The 21,225-nt window shown below is 69.0% G+C and carries 19 protein-coding genes; 6 read left to right on the forward strand and 13 right to left on the reverse strand.

From position 1 onward, the window contains the following. Genes acsF through bchF form a run of 12 tightly spaced genes read right to left on the reverse strand, consistent with a single transcriptional unit; the run spans position 1 to position 13,913 of the window. Positions 1 to 1,122 (reverse strand): magnesium-protoporphyrin IX monomethyl ester (oxidative) cyclase, encoded by a 1,122-nt coding sequence (gene acsF / locus ABN401_RS09755; protein WP_349684649.1) that lies wholly within the window; start codon positions 1,120 to 1,122, stop codon positions 1 to 3. Next, positions 1,119 to 1,403 (reverse strand): hypothetical protein, encoded by a 285-nt coding sequence (locus ABN401_RS09760; RefSeq protein ID WP_349684650.1) that lies wholly within the window; start codon positions 1,401 to 1,403, stop codon positions 1,119 to 1,121. The genes acsF and ABN401_RS09760 overlap by 4 nt, the downstream gene beginning before the upstream one ends. Next, positions 1,400 to 1,858 (reverse strand): photosynthetic complex assembly protein PuhC, encoded by a 459-nt coding sequence (gene puhC / locus ABN401_RS09765; RefSeq protein ID WP_349684651.1) that lies wholly within the window; start codon positions 1,856 to 1,858, stop codon positions 1,400 to 1,402. Before puhC ends, ABN401_RS09760 begins: the two co-directional genes overlap by 4 nt. A 27-nt stretch (positions 1,859 to 1,885) precedes the next feature. Then, on the reverse strand, positions 1,886 to 2,590 hold the full coding sequence (gene puhB, locus ABN401_RS09770; RefSeq protein ID WP_349684652.1) for a photosynthetic complex putative assembly protein PuhB: 705 nt from the start codon (positions 2,588 to 2,590) through the stop codon (positions 1,886 to 1,888). After that, positions 2,587 to 3,363: a photosynthetic reaction center subunit H gene (gene puhA, locus ABN401_RS09775; RefSeq protein ID WP_349684653.1), complete on the reverse strand. Its 777-nt coding sequence runs from the start codon at positions 3,361 to 3,363 to the stop codon at positions 2,587 to 2,589. Before puhA ends, puhB begins: the two co-directional genes overlap by 4 nt. 24 nt (positions 3,364 to 3,387) lie before the next feature. Continuing rightward, positions 3,388 to 4,869: a BCD family MFS transporter gene (locus tag ABN401_RS09780; RefSeq protein ID WP_349684654.1), complete on the reverse strand. Its 1,482-nt coding sequence runs from the start codon at positions 4,867 to 4,869 to the stop codon at positions 3,388 to 3,390. Continuing rightward, complete coding sequence (bchM, locus tag ABN401_RS09785) at positions 4,863 to 5,573, reverse strand: magnesium protoporphyrin IX methyltransferase (RefSeq protein ID WP_349684655.1); 711 nt, start codon at positions 5,571 to 5,573, stop codon at positions 4,863 to 4,865. The genes ABN401_RS09780 and bchM overlap by 7 nt, the downstream gene beginning before the upstream one ends. Beyond that, on the reverse strand, positions 5,570 to 6,478 hold the full coding sequence (bchL, locus tag ABN401_RS09790; protein WP_432763547.1) for a ferredoxin:protochlorophyllide reductase (ATP-dependent) iron-sulfur ATP-binding protein: 909 nt from the start codon (positions 6,476 to 6,478) through the stop codon (positions 5,570 to 5,572). The genes bchM and bchL overlap by 4 nt, the downstream gene beginning before the upstream one ends. A gap of 11 nt (positions 6,479 to 6,489) precedes the next feature. Beyond that, on the reverse strand, positions 6,490 to 10,389 hold the full coding sequence (locus ABN401_RS09795) for a magnesium chelatase subunit H (RefSeq protein ID WP_349684656.1): 3,900 nt from the start codon (positions 10,387 to 10,389) through the stop codon (positions 6,490 to 6,492). Then, a complete protein-coding gene (bchB, locus tag ABN401_RS09800; RefSeq protein WP_349684657.1) occupies positions 10,364 to 11,923 on the reverse strand; it encodes a ferredoxin:protochlorophyllide reductase (ATP-dependent) subunit B in 1,560 nt (519 codons plus the stop codon). Before bchB ends, ABN401_RS09795 begins: the two co-directional genes overlap by 26 nt. Then, positions 11,923 to 13,257, reverse strand: a complete 1,335-nt coding sequence (locus ABN401_RS09805; RefSeq protein ID WP_349684658.1) for a ferredoxin:protochlorophyllide reductase (ATP-dependent) subunit N — start codon at positions 13,255 to 13,257, stop codon at positions 11,923 to 11,925. Before ABN401_RS09805 ends, bchB begins: the two co-directional genes overlap by 1 nt. Continuing rightward, positions 13,254 to 13,913 (reverse strand): 2-vinyl bacteriochlorophyllide hydratase, encoded by a 660-nt coding sequence (bchF, locus tag ABN401_RS09810; protein WP_349684659.1) that lies wholly within the window; start codon positions 13,911 to 13,913, stop codon positions 13,254 to 13,256. Before bchF ends, ABN401_RS09805 begins: the two co-directional genes overlap by 4 nt. A 340-nt stretch (positions 13,914 to 14,253) precedes the next feature. On the opposite strand from bchF, the gene ABN401_RS09815 reads away from it, so the two are divergent. The 6 genes from ABN401_RS09815 to ABN401_RS09840 all read left to right on the forward strand — a co-directional run bounded on the left by ABN401_RS09815 (position 14,254) and on the right by ABN401_RS09840 (position 20,583). Next, positions 14,254 to 15,138 carry a cobalamin B12-binding domain-containing protein gene (locus ABN401_RS09815; protein ID WP_349684660.1) on the forward strand — a complete coding sequence of 295 codons (885 nt, stop codon included), beginning with the start codon at positions 14,254 to 14,256 and terminating at the stop codon, positions 15,136 to 15,138. Positions 15,139 to 15,169: 31 nt separating this feature from the next. Continuing rightward, positions 15,170 to 16,606, forward strand: a complete 1,437-nt coding sequence (ppsR, locus tag ABN401_RS09820) for a transcriptional regulator PpsR (protein WP_349684661.1) — start codon at positions 15,170 to 15,172, stop codon at positions 16,604 to 16,606. A 253-nt stretch (positions 16,607 to 16,859) separates the two neighbouring features. Beyond that, positions 16,860 to 17,768 carry a chlorophyll synthase ChlG gene (gene chlG / locus ABN401_RS09825; protein WP_349684662.1) on the forward strand — a complete coding sequence of 303 codons (909 nt, stop codon included), beginning with the start codon at positions 16,860 to 16,862 and terminating at the stop codon, positions 17,766 to 17,768. Then, positions 17,768 to 19,117, forward strand: coding sequence for a BCD family MFS transporter (locus tag ABN401_RS09830; protein ID WP_349684663.1), 1,350 nt, complete (start codon positions 17,768 to 17,770; stop codon positions 19,115 to 19,117). Before chlG ends, ABN401_RS09830 begins: the two co-directional genes overlap by 1 nt. Next, a complete protein-coding gene (locus tag ABN401_RS09835; protein WP_349684664.1) occupies positions 19,104 to 20,321 on the forward strand; it encodes a geranylgeranyl diphosphate reductase in 1,218 nt (405 codons plus the stop codon). The genes ABN401_RS09830 and ABN401_RS09835 overlap by 14 nt, the downstream gene beginning before the upstream one ends. Positions 20,322 to 20,325: 4 nt before the next feature. Next, a complete protein-coding gene (locus ABN401_RS09840; RefSeq protein WP_349684665.1) occupies positions 20,326 to 20,583 on the forward strand; it encodes a hypothetical protein in 258 nt (85 codons plus the stop codon). 55 nt (positions 20,584 to 20,638) lie between these two features. Here ABN401_RS09840 and ABN401_RS09845 read toward each other — a convergent pair whose 3' ends face one another. After that, a complete protein-coding gene (locus ABN401_RS09845) occupies positions 20,639 to 21,151 on the reverse strand; it encodes a c-type cytochrome (protein ID WP_349684666.1) in 513 nt (170 codons plus the stop codon). Positions 21,152 to 21,225: the final 74 nt, after the last annotated feature.

Here is a 21,225-nt window from a genome sequence, read left to right on the forward strand (position 1 = left end):
CTACCAGCGCGGCTCCATCCGCACGTCGGCGGGCAGGGGGTGCTTGTCGACCGGCAGCAGGTACAGGCTCAGGAAGGTCGCCCCCGCCTTCAGCGTCAAACCCACGCGGGCGATCGCCCCCATGACGCCGCCCCTGGCCTTGGCCGCGCCGATGGCGTCCGAGGTCCGGCGCAGCGTCTCCATGCCTTCGCGGAACTTGGGCGCGTCGGAGCGCAGGGTGACCGGATAGACCTGTTTGGAGATTTCCGACGTGATGCGGAAGACCTCGTAGTCGTAGTCCGTGATGTCGACGCCCAGCGCCTTGTGGAAGGCCGGCCGCATGTGGTCGCGGACATACATGGTCGCGTAGACGCTGAGCAGGAAGAAGCGGATCCACCAGACGTTGCCGCCGGTCAGCAGTTTGGGGTCATTCCGCATGATCAGGGCGAAGGCCTCGCCGTGCTTGAACTCGTCGTTGCACCACCGCTCGAACCATTTGAAGATCGGGTGGAACCGCTTTTCGGGGTTCTGCTGCAGGTGCCGATGGATGGCGATGTAGCGGGCGTAGCCGATCTTCTCCGACAGATAGACGGCGTAGAAGATGAACTTGGGCTTGAAGTGGGTGTATTTCTTGACCTTGGTCAGGAAGCCCAGGTCCACGCCGATGTTGGCGTCCTTCAGCGTGTCGTTGATGAAGCCGGCGTGGCGGGCCTCGTCGCGGCTCATGTATTTGAACAGGGCGCGGATGTCGGGGTTCTGAACCCGCTTGGCGATCTCGGCGTACAGGACGCAGCCCGAGAATTCCGACGTCAGGGACGACACCAGGAAGTCGATGAACTCCTTCCTCAGGTCCTCAGGCAGGCTCTCGATCACGCCTTCGAAGGCGGCGTCGCGCTTGAAGTGGTCCTTGTTGGTGTCGGCCGCGAACTCGGCCATCAGGGCGTCCCATTGGGCCCGCACCGGGGACACGTCGATGCGGTCCATGGCGGCGAAGTCGGTGGTGTAGAACCGGGGGGACAGCACCGTGTCCTCGGTCGCCATCTTGGTCGATTCGACGGAGCGGACGGACTGGCGCGCGGCGTCGCGGCGCAGCGCCACCAGCTGCGGGGTCTCCTGATAGTCGTCGAGCGGAAGGGCGGTCACAGGGTCCTCCGGGGCGTGAAGCTGACGTCGTAGAGCTCGCCGAACTCGAGGCCGGCGGTGAGCCGCGTCCAGGTGCGTTCGATCCAGCTGGCGCGGGTCACGGTCGCCGTGCGGCGGAAGGTGCGGCGCTCGCCGAAGGCGACGTGGATGGGATCGCCATGGACCTGGATCGCATCGCCAGGGCGCATGGCGGGCTCGCCGTCCAGGGCGACGTGGGCGTGCAGGCTCTCGTCGGAATGCTCGACCTCGATCGTGCAGCCGGTCTGGAATTGTCGGCTCATGCCACGGTCTCCGAAGGGGTTTTCATCAGGTCGACGAAGGCCTGGCGGTTGGTGGGGCCAAAGGCGTCCAGCTTGACGACGCGGCCGGTCGCCGTGTCCTCGATGGTGACCTTGCCGTCGGACCATTCGGTCACGCGGAACGGCTGTTCGGCCCCCAGGCCCTGGGCCCGGCGGTCGCGCACGAGGCCGCGCAGGACACCCCGCACGAAGCCGCCGGTGGCGGGCGGGATGATCCGCTCGCCGTCATCCACGATGGAGACCCGCACGCCGCCGTCGTCCATATCGGCGAACCGCATGTCCGCCGTCGCGACCGGGGTGACGGCCGGAGCCTCCACCGCGCCCGGGCTGATGAAGCCCATCCGGGTCGCCCCGACCCCGACCACCGTCAGGCCGACCACGAAGATGGCGGCGATCAACGGGGCCTTGGGGAAGGGGTGTTCATCGAGGTTGGACACGGCGGGGTTCCTCTTCTCTCGGTCGGATCAGGCGGCGGCCGGCTGGCCGCTGGACGGGGCCTGACGCTCCGGACGGACGCCGGCACGAACGGGTTCGGCGACGAAGGGCTTGTCGGCGGCGGAGGCGGCCAGCTGCAGTTGCAGGCTGAAGCGTTCGGCCACCGACGCGGCGTCGGGCAGGGCCCGCATCATCGGCTGGGGGTTCATGATGGTCAGGGGCCGGACGTGCGGCCACAGGTGCGGGTAGGCGATGCGCGCGCCGTCGGCGAGACCCATGGGGATGTCGCCGAAACCCTTGCCGTCCAGCTTCAGCCCCGCCGTCGCGACGCTGCGATAGGGGATGTTGAAGCATTTCGACAGGGCCACGCCGTGGCGCAGCACGAACCGCTTGTTGGTCATCGTATAGACCGTGGTCCGGGCGACCAGGACGGCATAGCCGACCAGAAGGCCCACCGCGATGGACCCGGCCGCCAGCGTCCAGGCCGCCGAGGTCAGGGCCGAGGCTAGGCCCTGATCCTGGGCCAGGCCGTTGCCCAGGTTCCAGGCCGCGAGCGCCCCGAAATAGAGCGCCACCCAGTCGGCCCGCATGGAAGTCCGGGCCAGGACCTTCCAGTCGGGAGCCCCCTGCCACAGGATGTGCTCGCCCTCGGGCAGGTGGCCGGGCAGGCCGCGCACGGGCTCGCCCTCGTGCTCCTGGCCGACGGCGGCCGAGATTCCGGACGGGCGGCTCACAGCCAGGGCTCCTGGCGGTCGCGCGTCGCATAGAGGTGACCGCCGCCGTAGTAGCCGACGATCTTCTCTTCCTCGAGCAGGGTGACCTGGTCGGGGCTGGCCGTGCCGGGGACGTCAGCGAACTGGGCCGAGGTGATGGCGCGGACCTTCACGGCCCGGGCCCCGCCGTCGACGATGCACATCGTCATGGGGAGCAGAACCTTGCGGGCGCCGACGGCGACCTCGAGGTAGCGGATCAGCTGTTCGGAGCGGTCGACCCAGACGTCGGAGACCGTTCCGCCCTTCAGCCCGTCACAGCCCAGGACCGCCAGGCCGCGCGGATCGGTGTCTTCCGGCGCGACGTGGAAGTCAGGGGCGACCCGCAGCGGCACGATGCGCGGCAGGCCCTCCAGCGTCAGGTCGGCGTAGTTCGGGCGCTCGGCGTATCCGCCGGGTCCGACGCCGTCCAGCAGCGGATTGCCCGTGGGCTCCAGCGGCGAGCCGTCGGTCGGGGCGCTGCGGCGCGCGGCGATCTGGCGGGTGTCGCGGTTGTCGGCGCGCGGCAGGGTGCGCGTGCCGTGGCCGTGCGGCAGCAGGAAGGTCTTGGGCTTGGCCGTGAACAGAAGGCCGCCCAGCGGTTCGTGCCGGCCGGAGACGTCGTCCTCCAGCGGATAACCCTCCCGGCGATCCTCGCGGCGCAGATAGATCACCAGTCCCGCGAAGAAGAGGAAGAAGGTGATGAGGCACAGTTCGGCGACGTCGAAATCACCGAAGAGGTACGGACTGTTTTCCATGTCAGGCTCCTTTGCGAACCAGGATCAGGCGGGCAGATCGGCGAGGCCGAACCGTTGGGTGGAAGGCGTGGACAAGGCGGCGGGCGCGTAGCGGGCGAGGGGCCCGATGGCGACCAAAGCGGCGAACAGGAGGCCGATCTCCAGGTGGTAGACGACGATGTAGCCGGTCGCCGGTGTGGTCATGGCGGTCCCCAGCATCCCGGCCTCGGCCAGGTGGGTGACCAGATCGCGCAGGCCCCCGCCCGCGAAGATGGCGAGGCCGACAGCCGTGGCCTGAACCGCGCCCCAGGCACCGAGCGCGATGCCCGACTTGCCGTCGCGGGCCAGGGCCATGGCGCTGGTCAAGGTGCCGACCGAGAACATGCCGCCGCCCAGGCCGATCAGGACCACGCCGGCGCAGAAGACGGGCGCCAGCGAGAAGGCCCCGCCGCAGATCACGGCGACGAAGGCCAGGATGCCCCAGGTCAGGCCGAAGCCCGCCATGCGGTGCGGCTCCGCGCCCCGGTTGAGCTGACGCGCGGCGAGGGCGAGGCCAGCCAGGGTGCCCGCGGCCCACAAGGCGGTCAGGCCGGTCGTCTGGCCGACGGACAGGCCCAGGATCTGGCCGCCATAGGGTTCCAGCAGGACGTCCTGCATCGAGAAGGCGGCCGCCCCCAGGCCCGTGGCGACCAGCAGGCGGCTGGCGCGGCCCCCGGCGGAGAACTCGGCCCAGGCGGTCTCGAAGGCGATGCGCGGCTTGTCCTTGGCGGTCAGGGCCAGGTCCTGGGCCTCCTGCTTCCACAGGGCGGTCATGTTGAGGACGATGGCGAGGACGGCCGCGCCCTGGACCACGCCGACAAGTTTCACTTCCTGGAAGTCGGCCAGGATCAGCCCCATCAGGATGCCCGAGATCAGCATGCCGACCAGCAGCATGACGTAGAGCAGCGCCACGACCCGGGGCCGGGCGTGCTCGGGGGCCAGGTCGTTGGCGAGCGCCAGACCGGCCGTCTGGGTGGTGTGAATGCCCGCGCCGACCAGCAGGAAGGCGACGACGGCCGCCAGATGGCCGATCCACTCCGCCCCCGTGCCGTGGCCGCCGGAGATGAGCAGGGCGAAAGGCATGATGGCGAGGCCCCCAAATTGCAGCAGCGACCCGAACCAGATGTAGGGCCCCCGGCGCCAGCCGAGATGCGAGCGGTGGGTGTCGGACCGGTGTCCGATCAAGGCCCTCAGCGGGGCGAACAGGAAGGGGATGGCGACCATGGCGGCGACCAGGACAGCCGGGACATTGAGCTCGACGATCAGGACACGGTTGAGGGTGCCGGTCAGGAGCACGGTCGTCATGCCGACCGAGATCTGGAACAGCGACAGCCGCAGCAGACGGCCCAGCGGAAGTTCGGTGGTCGCCGCATCGGCAAAGGGCAGGCAGGCCGAGATCAGCCGCGCCCACTGGGCCCGGTTGTAGTCGGGGTCCGCCTTGATCGCGGCCCGTTCGGCCGCCCTTTGCAGAAGCAGCGCGTTCAGCACCGGACGAGCTCCAGCGCTTGAGACGTATAGAAGCCGCCCTGGACCCGGCGGCTGCGGCCGACCGAAACGCCGGGCAGGGCCGACAGCCGGGCGGCGAGCGCATCCAGCTTGGCCGGCACTATGGCGGGCGCGCGGTCGGCGCGCGGGAACAGCTTGCCCATCGTCAGCATCAGCATCAGGGCGGGCGTTCGCGGCGTGACGGTGAAGACGATGGACCCGCGCGTCCGCTGCGACAGGGCCGCCAGGACCGCGACGATGTCGTCGGTCGGATAGTGGATCAGGCTGTCCATCGCCACGATGTGATCGAAGTCGCCGAGGTCGGGGCTCATCATGTCGCCCGCGCGCCAGTCGATGGAGCCCTTGAGGTCCGTCGGCGCACGTTCCTGGGCGATGTCGACGAGGCTGGCCGACACATCGATGGCCACCACCTCGGCCCCGCGCCGGGCGGCCTCGACGGCCAGGGCCCCGGTGCCGCAGCCGGCGTCGAGGATGCGCAGGCCGGTCAGGTCGGCGGGCATCCAGTTCAGCAGGACGCCGCGCATCTCGTCGCGCCCGGCACGGACCGTGGCGCGGATCTTGGAGACCGGCGCGTCACTCGTCAGCTGCGCCCACGCGTCCAGGGCCGTGCGGTCGAAATAGGTTTCCAGCCGGCCGCGATACTGGTCCCAGGTCGCCGTCGTGCGCGTGTCGAGGGTGGCGCTCACTGATCGAACCCCAGGAACTCGAAGATGTCGCGGTCGCGCATCGGCTCGGCCTCGATGGCCTCCATGCCGTCCCACAGCGACTGGGCCAGACGCATGTATTCGGCCTTGGCGGCCTCCAGCTCGTCGGAGCCGTCCATCTCGAACACGACCGACTTCTTCAGGCGGCTGCGGCGGATCTCGTCCAGGTCGCGGAAGTGCGCGATGCGCTTCAGGCCGATCGCGGCGTTGAAGCGGTCGATCTCGTCGGTGCCCGAGCTGCGGTTGGCGATGATGCCGCCCAGACGGACCTGATAGTTCTTGGACTTGGCCTTGATGGCCGCGACGATGCGGTTCATCGCGAAGATGCTGTCGAAGTCGTTGGCGGTGACGACCAGGGCGCGCTCGGCGTGCTGGAGGGGCGCCGCGAACCCGCCGCAGACCACGTCGCCCAGCACGTCGAAGATCACCACGTCGGTGTCTTCCAGCAGATGGTGTTCCTTCAGGAGCTTGACCGTCTGGCCGACGACATAGCCGCCGCAGCCGGTGCCGGCTGGCGGTCCGCCCGCCTCGACGCAGCGCACCCCGTTGAAGCCCTCATAGACATAGTCCTCGGGCCGCAGTTCCTCGGAGTGGAAGTTCACCGTCTCCAGGACGTCGATGACGGTGGGGACCAGGCGCTTGGTCAGGGTGAAGGTGCTGTCGTGCTTGGGATCGCAACCGATCTGCAGCACCCGCTTGCCCAGCAGGCTGAAGGCGGCGGACAGGTTGGAGCTGGTCGTCGATTTGCCGATGCCACCCTTGCCGTAGACGGCGAAGACCTTGGCCGTGCCGATGTTCAGCGTGGCGTCCATCTCCACCTGGACCGATCCGGCGCCGTCCGGGGGACGACGCTTGAGGGTCTGGGGCATGTCGAGGGTCATGGTCATCGGTGTCGTCCTTAAGCCGCCGCGGCGGGCGTGAGCCCTTCGAGGCGGTCTTCGAGTTCGTCGGCGGCGTCGCGCAGCGCCTGAAGCGTGGCGGCGTCCGGGGCCCAGTAGGCGCGGTCGGACGCTTCGAGCAGGCGGTTGGCCATGCGGGCGGAGGCCTTGGGGTTCAGGGTCGCCAGCCGGTCGCGCATGGCGGCGTCCAGGACGAAGGTCTCCGAGATTTCCTGATAGACCCAGGGCTGGACGTCGCCGGTCGTGGCGGACCAGCCCAGGGTGTTGGTCACCTGCGCCTCGATGGCGCGGACGCCTTCGGAGCCGTGCTTCAGCTGACCCTCGAACCAGCGCGGGTTCAGGACGCGGGTGCGGCTTTCCAGGGTGACCTGTTCGGCCAGGGTCCGGACCTTGCCTTCCCCTTGAGTCTGGTCGCCGATGTAGACGGGCGAGGCCTTGCCGCGCGCGCGTTCGGCCGACTTGGCCACGCCGCCCAGGGTGTCGACATAGTGGTCGATGGTGGTGACGCCCAGATCGACCGAGTCGAGGTTCTGGTAGGCGAGGTCGATGCCGGCGAGCGCACTGTTCAGCAGGGCCGGCTGCTTCATCGGCTTGCCGTTCCTGCCATAGGCGAAGCCCTTGCGGCTCTCGAAGGCGTCGGCGAGCTCCCCCTCTTCGGTCCAGGCACCCGAATCGATCAGCGAGTTGACCGAGGCGCCGTAGGCCCCCTCGGCGTTGGAGAAGACCCGCAGAGACGCCGTCTCGAAATCGCAGCCCAGCTTGGCCTGATGCTCGAGGGCGCGTTTGCGCACGAAGTTCTGCTCGATCGGTTCGTCTGCGGTGGCGGCCAGCCAGGCGGCGTCGGCCAGCATCTTCATCTGCAGCGGCAGCAGATCGCGGAAGATGCCCGAGACGGTGGCGATCACGTCGACGCGCGGGCGACCCAGTTCCTCCAGCGACACCAGTTCGGCGCCGCACAGGCGGCCGTAGCCGTCGAAGCGGGGGCGGGCACCCATCAGGGCCATGGCCTGGGCGATCGGTCCGCCCTCGGACTTCAGATTGTCGGTGCCCCACAGCACGATGGCCATGGATTCCGGCAGGGCACCGGTCTCCAGCCTGTGCTTGGCCAGCAGGCGGTCGGCCTGGCGGCGGCCGTCGGCGACGGCATAGGCGCTGGGAATACGGAAGGGGTCGAAGCCGTGGATGTTGCGGCCCGTCGGCAGCATCTCGGGCGTGCGCAGCAGGTCGCCGCCCGGCGACGGCATGACGTAGCCCCCGTCCAGTGCCGCGATCAGGGCCTCCATCTCGGGGTTGGTCGAGAGCGAGACGTTGGTGGCGTGCAGGTGGCGGAACAGCTCGATGCCCGCGGTGTCGGACGCCAGGCCGCTGATGCCCAGGGCGGTGCGGGCGTCGGCGCCGTCGACTAGGGCCTGGACGGCGTCGCGGCCGGGCTTGGGTCCCTCGCGCGCCTCGGCGACGGCCAGCAGCAGGTCGGTGCGCTCGTCGGCGGTGAAGGCCTCGCCGAGGACGTGCAGGCCGTTGGGGATCAGGGTCTGCTCCAGCTCCTGGAGCGTGGCGATCAGGGCGTTGACGCGGGCGTCCTCGGTGCCGTCGACCAGATCGAGGTTCAGAGTTTCGGCCGCCTCGAAGATCATCGGAGCGAGCTGGGCGCGCTCTGCCACGGCGTCCAGGTCCGACCCGCGCCAGCGATCGACCAGGGCCTTGAGGTCCAGCAGGCCCTTGTACAGGCCAGCGTCGTTGATCGGCGGGGTGATGTAGCTGATCAGGGTCGCGTTCGAGCGCCGCTTGGCGATCATGCCCTCGGAGGGGTTGTTGGCGGCGTAGAGATACAGATTCGGCAGGTCGCCGATCAGGCGGTCGGGCCAGCAGGCTTCCGACAGGCCGGTCTGCTTGCCGGGCATGAACTCCAGCGCGCCGTGGGTGCCGAAATGCAGGACGGCATGGGCGCCGAAGTCCTCGCGGATCCAGCGGTAGAAGGCGGAGAAGGCGTGGGTGGGGGCGAAGCCGCCCTCGAACATCAGCCGCATCGGATCGCCCTCGATGCCGAAGGGCGGCTGCAGGCCGACGAAGACGTTGCCGAAGCGGGCACCGAGCACGAACAGGTCAGAGCCGTTGGTCAGGGACTTGCCGGGGGCCGGGCCCCAGACGGCCTCGATGTCCCTCAGCCAGGTCTCGCGGCGGACGTGGTCCTCGGCGGGGATGCGGACGTGGACGTTGCCGTCGGTGCCGAGGCGGGCGGCGTTGCCCTCCAGCATGGCTTCGCGCAGGGCCTCGACCGAGGCCGGGACCTCGACGGTGTAGCCCTCGGCGGCCAGGCGGGTCAGGGTCTTGTGCAGGCTGGCCCACACTGACATCTGGGCGGCCGTTCCGGCGGCCCCGGCGTTGGGCGGGAAGTTGAACAGGACCGCCGCGATCTTCCGCTCGGCACGATCCGATCGGCGCAGGGCGATCATCTTGTCGACGCGCTGGGCCAGGGTGGCGGCGCGCTCGGGGCAGGCGACCATCGACTTGGCGTCGGCGCCGGGGAAGGTGCAGCGGCGGCGGCAGCCCGTGCAGGCCTCGCCCGATCCGTCGGTGCGTCCGCCGAACATCATGGGGGCGATGCCGCCGTCCAGCTCGGGGATGGAGACCATCATCGTGGCTTCGAGCGGCAGCAGGCCCTGCTCGCCCGCGCTCCATTGCTGGAACGACTGGAACTCCAGCGGGTGGGCGGAGACGTAGGGCACGTCGAACTTGCCGAGGGTCTCGGCGGCGGCCTCGGAGTTGTTGTAGGCGGGCCCGCCGACGAGCGAGAAGCCGGTCAGGTTGACGATGGCGTCCACGGTGGGGCGGCCGTCCGTCATAAACAGCGCGTCCATCGCCGGGCGGGCGTCGAGCCCGTTGGCGAAGGCGGGGACGACGCGGATGCCCTTGGCCTCGAAGGCCTCGATCACGCCGTCATAGTGGGCGGCGTCGCCGGCCAGGACGTAGGAGCGGAGGATCACCAGGCCGACCGTCGGTTGCCTCTCCATTCCCCGCTCATCCCCGCGAAAGCGGGGACCCAGTGCTGTGGGCGATGACCCTTCGCTACGACGCGTGGCGGCTGATCCCTGACTCCCAGCCTCACTTGAGGACTGGGTCCCCGCTTTCGCGGGGATGAGCGGAGAAGAACATGCGGGCAGGGCGGCCGCGGTCTCGGCCATCCGACCCGTCATCCGGGGGTGATAGACGCCGATCTCGGGATATTCGACCGGTGCCGCCGCCTTCATCGTGCCGCGCAGGGACCGGCGCTCGCCGTCGGCATAGCGGTCGACCAGATAGCGGACCATGGAGACCATGTTCTCGGTCGAGCCGGCGAACCAGTACTGCAGGGTCAGGAAATAGGCGCGCACGTCCTGGGCCGTGCCGGGCACGAAGGCCAGGATCTTGGGCAGGCGGCGCAGCATGGCCATCTGCTTTTCGCCCGGGACGCCGCCGGTCGCCTTGGTATTTCCGCGCAGCTTCTTCAGCATGGCCAGCGGACCCTTGGTCGAGCCGTCCATCTTGTAGGGACCCATGCGGGTCAGCTTCACGACCTCGGCCGCCGACATCATGCAGACCATGGCGTCGCAGGCCGCGTTGCGGGCCTTCAGCGCCGGCAGGACCATCTGGACGTGGTCGTCGACGAACAGCATCGAGGCGATGACGAGGTGGGCCTCGGCGATGTCGGCGACGCAGGCTTGCAGCGCGGCCGGGTCGCTGCACCAGATCGACGCGGCGTGCAGGGTGATGGTCAGGCCCGGAACCGTCCGGCGCAGCTCGGCCTCCGCCGCCGCCACCGCGCCCGCCAGATGGTTGTCGAGCGTGACGATGCAGACCCGCACCTCGGGTGTTTCGCCTGTCCGGGCGTCCGGACTAGCGGCTGTAATGCGATTTCGCATCGTACAGCGTCTCCACCCCTATGGTCGCCAGGCCGTGCTCTGCGGCGAAGCGTTCTGTGTTCTTCCTGGCCTTGCCCCGCACGAAGAACGGGATCTTCTTGAGTTCCGCCTCGGCGTCGGCGGCCCAGACGATCTCCGAGGAGACCGAGGCGACTTCGGTCGAGGCGACGGCGTCCGCCGCGACCGCCGGCTTGGCCGCGCCCGCGCCGTGACCGCCCAGATGCGACGCACCCGCCTCGTCACTGAACTCGAAGTCGTCGCGGAACATGTGCAGCAGGTGCTCCTCCAGCCCCATGACCAGCGGATGCACCCAGGTGTCGAACAGGACGTTGGCGCCCTCGAACCCCATCTGGGGCGAGAACCGGGCCGGGTGGTCCTGGACGTGGAAGGGGGCCGAGATGACGGCGCAAGGGATGCGCAGCCGCTTGGCGATATGGCGCTCCATCTGTGAGCCGAGCACCAGTTCGGGCTGCAGCGCGGCGATGGCGTCCTCGACCTCGAGGTAGTCGTCGGTGATCAGGGCGGTCAGGCCCAGGTCGGCGGCGGCGGCGCGGACCTCGCGGGCGAACTCGCGATTGTAGCAGCCCATGCCGACGACCTCGAAGCCGAGCTCCTCGGACGCCACGCGGGCGGCGGCGATGACGTGGGTGGCGTCGCCGAACACGAAGACGCGCTTGCCGGTCAGATAGGTCGAATCGACCGAACGCGACCACCACGGCATCCGCGAGGGGACGCCGTCCAGCACGGGCGCGGGCTCCAGGCCGGTGAGGGCGCAGACTTCCTTGACGAAATCGATGGTCGCGCCGTAGCCCAGCGGTACGGTCTTGATGGAGGGCTGGCCGCACTGCTTCTCGAGCTGTTTGGCGGCCTCTCCGGCGATCTCGGGATAGAGCACGACGTTGAAGTCGGCGGCCCCCAGGCGGGCGATGTCGGCGGGGGTGGCGCCCAGCGGCGCGGTGACGTTGATCTGAACGCCCATCCGCTCCAGCAGGCGGGTGATCTCGACCACGTCGTCACGATGGCGGAAGCCCAGCGCCGTGGGCCCCAGGATGTTACAGACCGGTTTGCGGCCCGCCATCGGCGATCGTTCGACGGCGGTCGTCAGGTGGCGGACCAGCTGGCGGAAGGTCTCGGCCGCGCCCCAGTTTTCCTTCTTCTGATAGCTGGGCAGCTCCAGAGGGATGACCGGGATCGGCAGGCCGATGGCCAGGGCCATGCCGGCGGGATCGTCCTGGATCAGTTCGGCGGTGCAGGACGCGCCGACGATCATCGCCTGGGGCTGGAAGCGGGCGTGGGCGTCGATGACGGCGGTCTTGAACAGCTCGGCCGTGTCGGTGCCCAGATCGCGGGCCTGGAAGGTGGTGTAGGTGACCGGCGGGCGGGCCCCGCGCCGCTCGATCATGGTGAACAGCAGGTCGGCGTAGGTGTCGCCCTGAGGCGCGTGCAGGACGTAATGCAAACCTGACATCGCCGTGGCGATCCGCATCGCGCCGACGTGGGGCGGGCCTTCATAGGTCCAGACGGTCAGCTGCATCAGACAGCCCTCCGGCGGCCAGAAGCGCGGATTGGCACGATGGCGTCCGACAGGCGGTCCTGACGGTTCATCGGGCGGGCGAACAGCTCGGCCAGATCGGCGGCCTGGTCGAAGCCGTGGACCGGCGAGAACACCAGCTCGATCGACCATTTGGTCGTCAGGCCTTCCATCTCCAGCGGATTGGCGAGGCCCAGTCCGCACACGGACAGATCCGGCCGGGCGGCGCGGCAGCGGTCCAGCTGACGATCCACGTCCTGGCCTTCGCTCAGCACTGTCGAGGACGGCAGCAGCGCCAGTTCCTTGTTCAGGTGGGTCCGATGCAGATACGGCGTGCCGACTTCCAGCGGCACCATGCCCAGCTCGCGCGACAGGAACCGCGCCAGCGGCACTTCCAGCTGCGAATCCGGGAAGAAGAAGATCGACTTGCCTTCCAGCGCGCGCCGGACCTTTTCGAGCGCGCGGGCGGCGCGTTCGCGGCCCGGCGCGACGACCGACCGGAACAGCATCTCGTCCACGCCAAAGGCGACCGCGGCGGCGCGCAGCCAGTCGGTCGTTCCCTCGGCTCCGAACGGGAACAGGGCGTCCAGACGGACCGCGCCGCGATCCTCCAGGGCCCGGGCGGTGTCGCCGAGGAAGGGCTGGGCCACGAGGAAGCGGGTGTTGGGACCGACGCTGGGCAGGTCCGCGATCCTGCGGGCGGGCAGGGCCTCCACGCGCTCGATCCCCATGGCGGCGAACAGGCGGCGAAACTGGTCCTCGACCACATCGGGCAGGGCCCCGACGATCAGAAGGCTCTGCGCGGCGTCGGCCGGGGCCGTGGCCATCTGGGGCACCAGGGACGCCAGGCAGGCGTCCTCGCCTTGCGTGAAGGTCGTCTCGATGCCGCTGCCGGAATAGTTCAACACGCGGACGTTGGGGCTGTGCTTTTCCGACAGGCGACCGGCGGCGCGGCTGAGGTCCAGCTTGATGACTTCCGACGGGCAGGAGCCGACGAGGAACAGGAGCTTGATGTCGGGACGGCGCGCCAGCAGCCGATCAACGACCCGGTCCAGCTCGTCGTTGGTGTCGGTCAGGCCGGCGAGATCCTTCTCCTCCATGATGGCGGTGGCGAAGCGCGGCTCGGCGAAGATCATGACGCCGGCGGCCGACTGGATCAGGTGGGCGCAGGTGCGCGAGCCGACGACCAGGAAGAAGGCGTCCTGCATCTTGCGGTGCAGCCAGACGATGCCCGTCAATCCACAGAAAACCTCGCGTTGTCCCCGTTCGCGCAGAACCGGAGCCGTCGAACATCCGCCGACGGAAGAAGGCGCGTCGAGAACGAAGGCCTCGCTCATGCCTGGACCGTCTCAAGTCTGGACGGAGCTTGCAGGCGCGCCATGCGCAGCTTCCAGATGAACTGGGCGGCGTTGACGACGTAGGTCGCATAGGCGGCGAGCGCGAGGATCAGCTGTTCGCGCGGCGTGCCGATGTTCAGCAGCACCATGCCCAGATAGGCCGTGTGCAGGGCCAGAACGAGCATGGAGAAGACGTCCTCCCAGAAGAAGGACGGGGCGAACAGGAAGCGGCCGAACACGACCTTCTCCCAAACCGCGCCGGTGACCATGATGGTATAGAGCAGGGCGGTCTTGATCAGGACCGACAGGGTCGCGGCAGCCGCGCCCTCACCTGTCCACAGATAGTTCAGAACCAGCACCAAACTGATGCCGAAGGCGATGAACTGGACCGGGGCCAGGACGCCCTGGACCAGCGTCCATATGGTGGAATCGCGACGTTGCCGCTCTTCGGCCGAATACAGGGGACGGCTCGGCCGCACCGCGCGCAGGCTGCGGCGCGTCAGGCGATGATCGCCGGTGTGGGCCGTCCAGGGGCAGGGGGCGACGGCGTCCAGCAGGGCCCCGAAACCACGGTCGAAGACGCTCTGTCCGGGGCTGCGAACCGGGACGGGACGGCGGTTCTGGCCGCCTGAAGGGTGGATCGCGCTCGAGGACATCGACCGACTCCGGGTCGCCCCAAGATAGAGGCGATGACCGAAGCCTAGGTCCCCGACCGCACAAGTGTCAAATAGATTGGACGTAAATTGAAATTGACACCTCGCCGTTGGGGCGAGCTTGACTCACGCGGAAAACGGAGAGCCAATGGCAGTGTTAAGAGACTGTGACGTGCGTGCGTCGATTGCCGGTAACCAGCCGTATCCCGCCTCTCCGCGGGCGGTCCGGACCAAAGCGCGAGATGATATGCGGACGCTCCGCATTGGCCTTTTGGATACGCATTGCCGGGTGGATGGGGATCCTGCCTGACGCATGGGACTACGCTCCTGGGGAGGAGTATCGATGGCTAGCACCCACCGCGCAGAAGACCACCGGACCCCGCGGTCGACGTCGGCGGACGAGGGCGAGAATGTCGTCCGGTTCGAGCGGCCCGAACGCCTGCTGGCAGAGGATCCCTCTCCCCTGGCCCTGGCCCAGCTGATCGAGGGCGAAATCATTCCCCGCCTGTTGATGGCGCATCGCGACGCCCCGGCCAGCGACGTCATTCCGATGAACACCGGCGTGATCGCGCCCGCCGAGCTGGAGCGGTTCTCGCGACAGGTGATGGTCGCCGACCTCGCCACCCTGTTGGAACATATCGAACTGCTGGTACGGCGCGGCGTGGGCGTGGAGACCATCTACTTCGACCTGCTGTCGCCGGCCGCCAAGCGTCTGGGCGAGATGTGGGAGGCTGACGACTGCAGCTTCACGGACGTCACCATCGGCCTCTGTCGCCTGCAGCAGATCGTCTATGAGTTCGCCGACCGGGTGCACGTCGAGACAGGTGGCGGCGACGGTCGTACGGCCCTGTTCGCCCTGACGCCGGGGGACCACCATTCCTTCGGTCTCGTCCTGGTGGTCGAATATTTCCGTCGCGCCGGTTGGCGGACGGTGTGCATGCCCGATGCGACCGCCGAGGATCTGGTCGACACGGTGCGGGCTGAACGCTTCGATCTGGTCGGCTTCTCGATGGCCAATGAGCGTTGGCTGGACGTCCTGCCGCCGGTCATCGCAAATGTGCGTCAGGCCTCGCTCAACACCGACCTCAAGGTCATCGTGGGCGGACGGGCGTTCGAGGTGGACCCATCGCGGGTCGCGCGGGTCGGGGCCGATCACACGGCCGGCGACGCCAGGGAGGCCGTCCAGGTCGTGGACGCGATCTTCCGCCGGCAGCAAACGGTCGCTTGAAGATGGGGCGCCGGACCGATACTGCGCCCAGATGACCGTTCAGTCGTCCGCTCCGGCCGCCATTTCGTTCCGCCAGCCACAAGCGGCTTTCGGCAGCCTGTCGGCCGATGCGGCCGCCGGTCTCGTCGCCGCCGCCAGCGACGTCGCCCTGATCCTGGACCGCGACGGCGTGGTGCGCGACGTCTCCGTGTCCAACGGCGATCTGGCGGACAACGGCATCGGCGACTGGATGGACCGGCGGTGGATCGACACGGTCACCGAGGAAAGCCGCATCAAGGTCTCCGAGATGCTGGACGCGGCCTTCAAGGGCCAGGCCTCGCGCTGGCGCCAGGTCAACCACCGGGCGGACGACGGCTCGGACATTCCGGTCCGCTATTTCGCCCTTGGGGCTGGAAGTGACGGGCGCGTCATCGTCATCGGCCGCGACCTTCAGGCCTCGGCGATTCTCCAGCAGCGCCTGATCCAGGTTCAGCAGTCCGTGGAGCGGGACTATCTGCGCCTGCGCCAGGCCGAGCAGCGCTACCGCTTGCTGTTCCAGAGCGCATCGGAGGCGGTTCTGATTCTGGACGGACCCAGCCGTCGCATCCGCGAGGCCAACCCCGCCGTCGGCCGTATCACGGGCCGCGACGCCGCCGCCGTGGTCGGCCAGCCCTTCACCACGCTGATCGATTCCTCCAGCTTCGCCGACGCCGAGGACCTGCTGGCCTCGGCCAACAGTTCCACCGCCGGGGCGTCGGCGCCCGTGAGGCTCGCGGGCGGCGCGATCTGCCTGTTGTCGGCCTCCATGTATCGTCACGACCGGACCGCCTCGCTGCTGGTCCGGCTGACGCCCGAAAGCCTGGTTTCGGCCGCGGATCCGAACGCGGCGCTGAACGCGGTGCTGTCGCGCATCTCCGACGCCTTCGTCGTGACGGACACCGACCTGCGCATTCTGACGGCCAACCCGGCCTTCCTGGAGTTGATTCATCTCGCCAGTCGCGAGGAGGCGACGCACCTGCCGCTCGACAGGTTCCTCGGCCGGCCGCAGATCGATCTTAAGATCATGCTGTCGCAACTGCGCGAGCACGGTGCCCTGCGAAACTTCGCGACGGTCGTCCGCTCGGGGTTCGGCGAGCCCGAAGAGGTCGAGGTCACCGCCGTGGTGGTGCCGGACGACATCCGCCCGACCTATGGCTTCAGCATCCGCAACGTCGCCCGCCGACCGGTGCCGATGGCGGTCACGGGCTCTGGCCCGCTCCTGACCGGAGCGGTGTCGCAGTCGGTCGAGCAACTGACCCATCTGATCGGCCGGGTGCCGATGAAGGACATCGTCCGCGAGTCGACGGATCTGATCGAAAAACTGTGCATCGAGGCGGCGCTGGCCCTCACCGAGGACAACCGGGCCTCGGCCGCCGACGTGCTGGGCCTCAGCCGTCAGAGCCTCTATTCCAAACTGCGCCGCTACGGTCTCGGCGATCTGGACGACTGATACGTCTGGCTTGTCGCGGCGCCCACGCACCCCTGAGAGAGCGCGCACGCCTGCGAGCCTGCGACCGATTTCGACGCATCGGCACTCTATGTTCCGGTGTCCTGCGGTCAACGATTCGACCGGAATGAGAGAAGTGAGAGTCACTCCCACGCGTTAGGGGCGACTCCCGCTCTTCGGAGGCGAAGAAGTGTCAATCCAGATTGACACTTCCCCCTGTCCAATCCTACCGTTCGCCATGGACAGGACGATCCCCTTGCCGTCGCCTGCCGCGCCCTCCCGGACCGTGCCGTCTCCGGCGGCCGTGCTGGAGCTGTTCAAGCCCATCACCTGGTTCCCGCCGATGTGGGCCTTCCTGTGCGGGGTGGTCTCGTCGGGCGCGTCGTTCGAGGGCCGCTGGCCCTTCCTGATCGCCGGGGTCGCCCTGACCGGGCCGCTGGTCTGCGCCACCAGTCAGGCGGTCAACGACTGGTTCGACCGCCACGTCGACGCCATCAACGAGCCGGCCAGACCCATCCCGTCGGGACGCATCCCGGGACGCTGGGGTCTGTGGATCGCCATCGTCTGGACCGCCCTGTCGCTGGTCGTCGCGGCCCTGACCGGACCCTGGGTCTTCGCCGCGACGACGCTGGGGCTCGTCTTTGCCTGGGCCTATTCCGCCCCGCCGCTGCGGCTGAAGGTCTCGGGCGTCGCCGGACCCTTCGCCGTGGCGTTTTCCTATGAAGGCCTGACCTGGTTCACGGGGGCGGCGGTCATGGCCGGAGCCCTGCCGGGCGCGCCCGTCCTGATCCTCGCGGCCCTCTACAGCTTCGGCGCCTACGGCATCATGGTCCTGAACGACTTCAAGGCGGTCGAGGGCGACCGGCGGCTGGGCCTCAAGTCCCTGCCGGCCGAACTCGGCGTCGACAGCGCGGCCCGCATCGCCTGCGCCGTCATGGCCGCGCCCCAGGTTCTGGTGGTCACCCTGCTGTTCGTCGCCTGGGACCGGCCCTGGCACGGGCTGGCGGTCGGCGTCCTGCTGGCCATCCAGTTCGGCCTTATGGCCCGGCTGCTGGGCCGGCCCAGGGATCTGACGCCCTGGTACAACGCCACGGGAACCACACTTTACGTCATCGGCATGATGGTCTCGGCCTTCGCGGTGTCGAGCCTTTCCGGAGCTTCGTGATGGACCGCCCGAACCCTGCCGCAGCGGGCCTCGGCTGGCTGGGGATCATCCGGCTTGGCCTGGTGCAGAGCGCGCTGGGCTCGATCGTGGTCTTGACCACCTCGACGCTGAACCGGGTCATGGCGGTGGAGCTGGCCCTGCCCGTCGCCCTGCCGGCGGCGCTGGTGGCCTGGCACTATGTCGTCCAGCTGTCGCGGCCTCGCTGGGGCCACGGCTCGGACATGGGACGCCGGCGCACGCCCTGGATCATCGGCGGCATGGGGGTCCTGGCCATGGGGGCGCTGCTGGCCACCAACGCCACGGCCCTGATGGCGTCGTCCACGTTCGCGGGCATCATCCTGGCCATCCTCGCCTTTTCCATGATCGGGGCGGGTGTCGGCGCGGCGGGCACGTCGCTGCTGGCGCTGCTGGCCACGCGGGTGACGCCCAGCCGGCGCCCGGCGGCGGCGGCCATCACCTGGATCATGATGATCGTGGGCATCGTCCTGACCGCCGGGATCGGCGGGGGGCTGCTCGATCCCTTTTCCATGCAGCGGCTGGCCATGGTGGCCAGTGGCGTCGCCCTGATCGCCTTTGTCGTGACGCTCGTCGCGGTGCTCGGCATCGAGGGCCCGGCGACCGCGTCTGCGGCGGCTACCGAGGCCCGTGTTCCCTTCTCCGAGGCCCTGAAACAGACCCTCGCCGATCCCAAGGCCCGACTGTTCGCCATCTTCGTGCTGGTCTCGATGATCGCCTACAGCGCCCAGGAGCTGATCCTGGAGCCCTTCGCCGGGCTGGTGTTCGCCATGACGCCCGGCCAGTCGACCCAGATGTCGGGGGTCCAGAACGGCGGCGTTCTGCTGGGCATGGTGCTGGTGGGCGCGCTCGGTGGATTCATCGGCGGCAAGGGGCGAGGCTGGATGCGTGGCTGGACCATGGCGGGCTGCGTGGGTTCGGCCGCGATGCTGGGTCTTCTGGCCGCCGCCGCCGCCGTGGGACCCGCCTGGCCGCTTTTGCCGACGGTGTTTGGCCTCGGCTTCTTCAACGGCATGTTCGCCGTCGCCGCCATCGGCTCCATGATGGGGCTGGCCGGCGAAGGGGGAGGGCCCCGCGAGGGCATCCGCATGGGCGTCTGGGGCGCGGCCCAGGCCATGGGCTTCGCGGCCGGAGGGTTCCTGGGGGCCCTCGGCGTCGACATCGGGCGCGGCCTGATGGGGGCCGACGCGCCCGCCTTCGGTCTCGTCTTCATTCTGGAGGCCGGGCTGTTCCTGGCCTCGGCCATCATCGCCTCGCGGATCGGCGCACCTGCCCAGAGCAGCGACTTGCCCGCCGCCTCACCCCATGCGGGAGCCCGTCATGTCCAGGCCTGAACTCGGCGTCGTCGCCGAAACCTTTGACTGCGTGGTGGTCGGCGGCGGGCCCTCCGGCTCCACCGCGGCCCGGCATCTGGCCAGCCAGGGCCGCACGGTGCTGCTGCTGGACCGGCAGGGCCGCATCAAGCCGTGCGGCGGCGCCATTCCCCCGCGGCTGATCAAGGACTTCGACATCCCCGACAGCCTGATCTGCGCCAAGGCGTCCGAGGCCCGGATGATCGCGCCATCCGACAAACGCGTCCGCATGCCCATCGAGGGCGGCTATGTCGGCATGGTCAACCGCGAGAGCTTCGACGAGTGGTTGCGGAACCGTGCGGAGGCCGCTGGGGCCCAGCGCCGGTCGGGGACGTTCACGGCGATCGAGCGCGAGGCCGATGGCTCGGCCCTTGTGCTCTATCGAACGCAGGGTGCCGACAAGGACGCGCCCCCCATCGCCGTGCGCGCCAGGACCGTCATCGGCGCGGACGGCGCGCGTTCCAACGTCGCGGCCCAGCAGGTCAAGGGCGCGGACAGGCAGCGCTATGTCTTCGCCTATCATGAGATCATCAAGGCCCCGGCGGCGGGCGCAGCCGACTTCGAGGCCCAGCGCTGCGATGTCTGGTATCAGGGCAATCTGTCGCCTGACTTCTACGCCTGGATCTTCCCGCACGGCGAGACCGCCTCGATCGGCGTCGGCTCCATGCAGAAGGGCTTCTCGCTGCGAACGGCGGTGACGGCGCTGCGCAAGGTCGCGGGGCTGGAAGGCTGCGAGACCGTCCGGACCGAAGGGGCCCCCATCCCGCTCAAGCCCATGAAGCGGTGGGACAACGGCCGGGATGTCGTGCTGGCCGGAGACGCGGCCGGCGTGGTGGCCCCGGCCTCGGGCGAAGGCATCTACTATGCGATGGAAGGGGGCCGTCTGGCCGCCGAGGCCGTCGAGGCGACGCTGGCCACCGGCGACGTCCGTGAGCTGAAGACGGCGCGCAAGCGGTTCATGAAGGCCCATGGCAAGGTCTTCATGGTGCTCGGGATCATGCAGCATTTCTGGTACCGCTCCGACAAGCGCCGCGAACGGTTCGTCGCCCTGTGCGACGACCCCGACATCCAGGAACTGACCTGGCAGGCCTATATGAACAAGGAGCTGGTCAAGGCGAAGCCCGCCGCCCACGCCCGCATCTTCTTCAAGGACATGGGTCACCTGCTGGGCCTGCGCCCGGCCTGATCCCATGCAGGCCTTCTTCGCCAGCGGTCACGCGGTCGACGTGGTGCTGGTCGTCATCGCTCTGGAGGCGGCCTGGCTGATCGGCACGCGTCGCATGTCGCTCTGGGCGACCCTGCTTGTGCTCGGGCCCGGCGTCTTCATTCTGCTCGGCGTGCGCGCGGCCCTGGTCGGGGCCGACTGGTGGTGGATAAGCCTGGCGCTCCTGGCCTCGTTTCCGCTTCACCTGCTGGACCTGAGGCGAAGGCTTGAGACCCGGACATAGAAAAAGGCCCCGGCGTTTCCGCCGGGGCCTTTGATCCTTCAGCCGATCGAAGCGATCAGGCCTGGGTCTTGAGATAGGCGATGACGTCGGCGCGCTGCTGCGGGTCGCGCAGGCCGACGAAGGCCATCTTGGTGCCGGGCATGAAGCCGCGCGGATTTTCCAGGTAGGTGAACAGGGTCTGCTCGTCCCACACCGCGTCGCTGGCCAGGTTGGCGGCAGAGTAGGTGTAGCCGGGCACCGTGCCGGCTTCGCGGCCGACGACGCCATGCAGCGACGGACCGACGCGGTTCACGCCCGGCTCGACGACGTGGCAGGTGCGGCACTGGCCGAAAATGCGCTGACCGGCGGCGGCGTCGCCCGTCAGACCGGCCACCTGCAGGGTCGCGCCGGCGGCCGGAGCGGCAGGGGCCGCAGCGGGTTCAGCGGCCGGAGCGGCCGGCGCTTCGGCAGCGGGAGCTTCAGCGGCGGGGGCGGCCGGGGCCTCGGCTTCTTCGCCACCACCGCCGCAGGCCGCGAGGCCGAGAAGGGCGGCCGAAGCGACGACACCCATGATACCGAATTTACGCATACCCGCAGCCTCCCAAGGATAATCGAGTTGAGCGGACCTTAGACCCGGCGCTTTGACTGTCAACTGCGGCGCCG

The sequence above is a fragment of the Brevundimonas aurifodinae genome (assembly GCF_040195595.1).
GTDB classification, from domain to species: domain Bacteria; phylum Pseudomonadota; class Alphaproteobacteria; order Caulobacterales; family Caulobacteraceae; genus Brevundimonas; species Brevundimonas aurifodinae.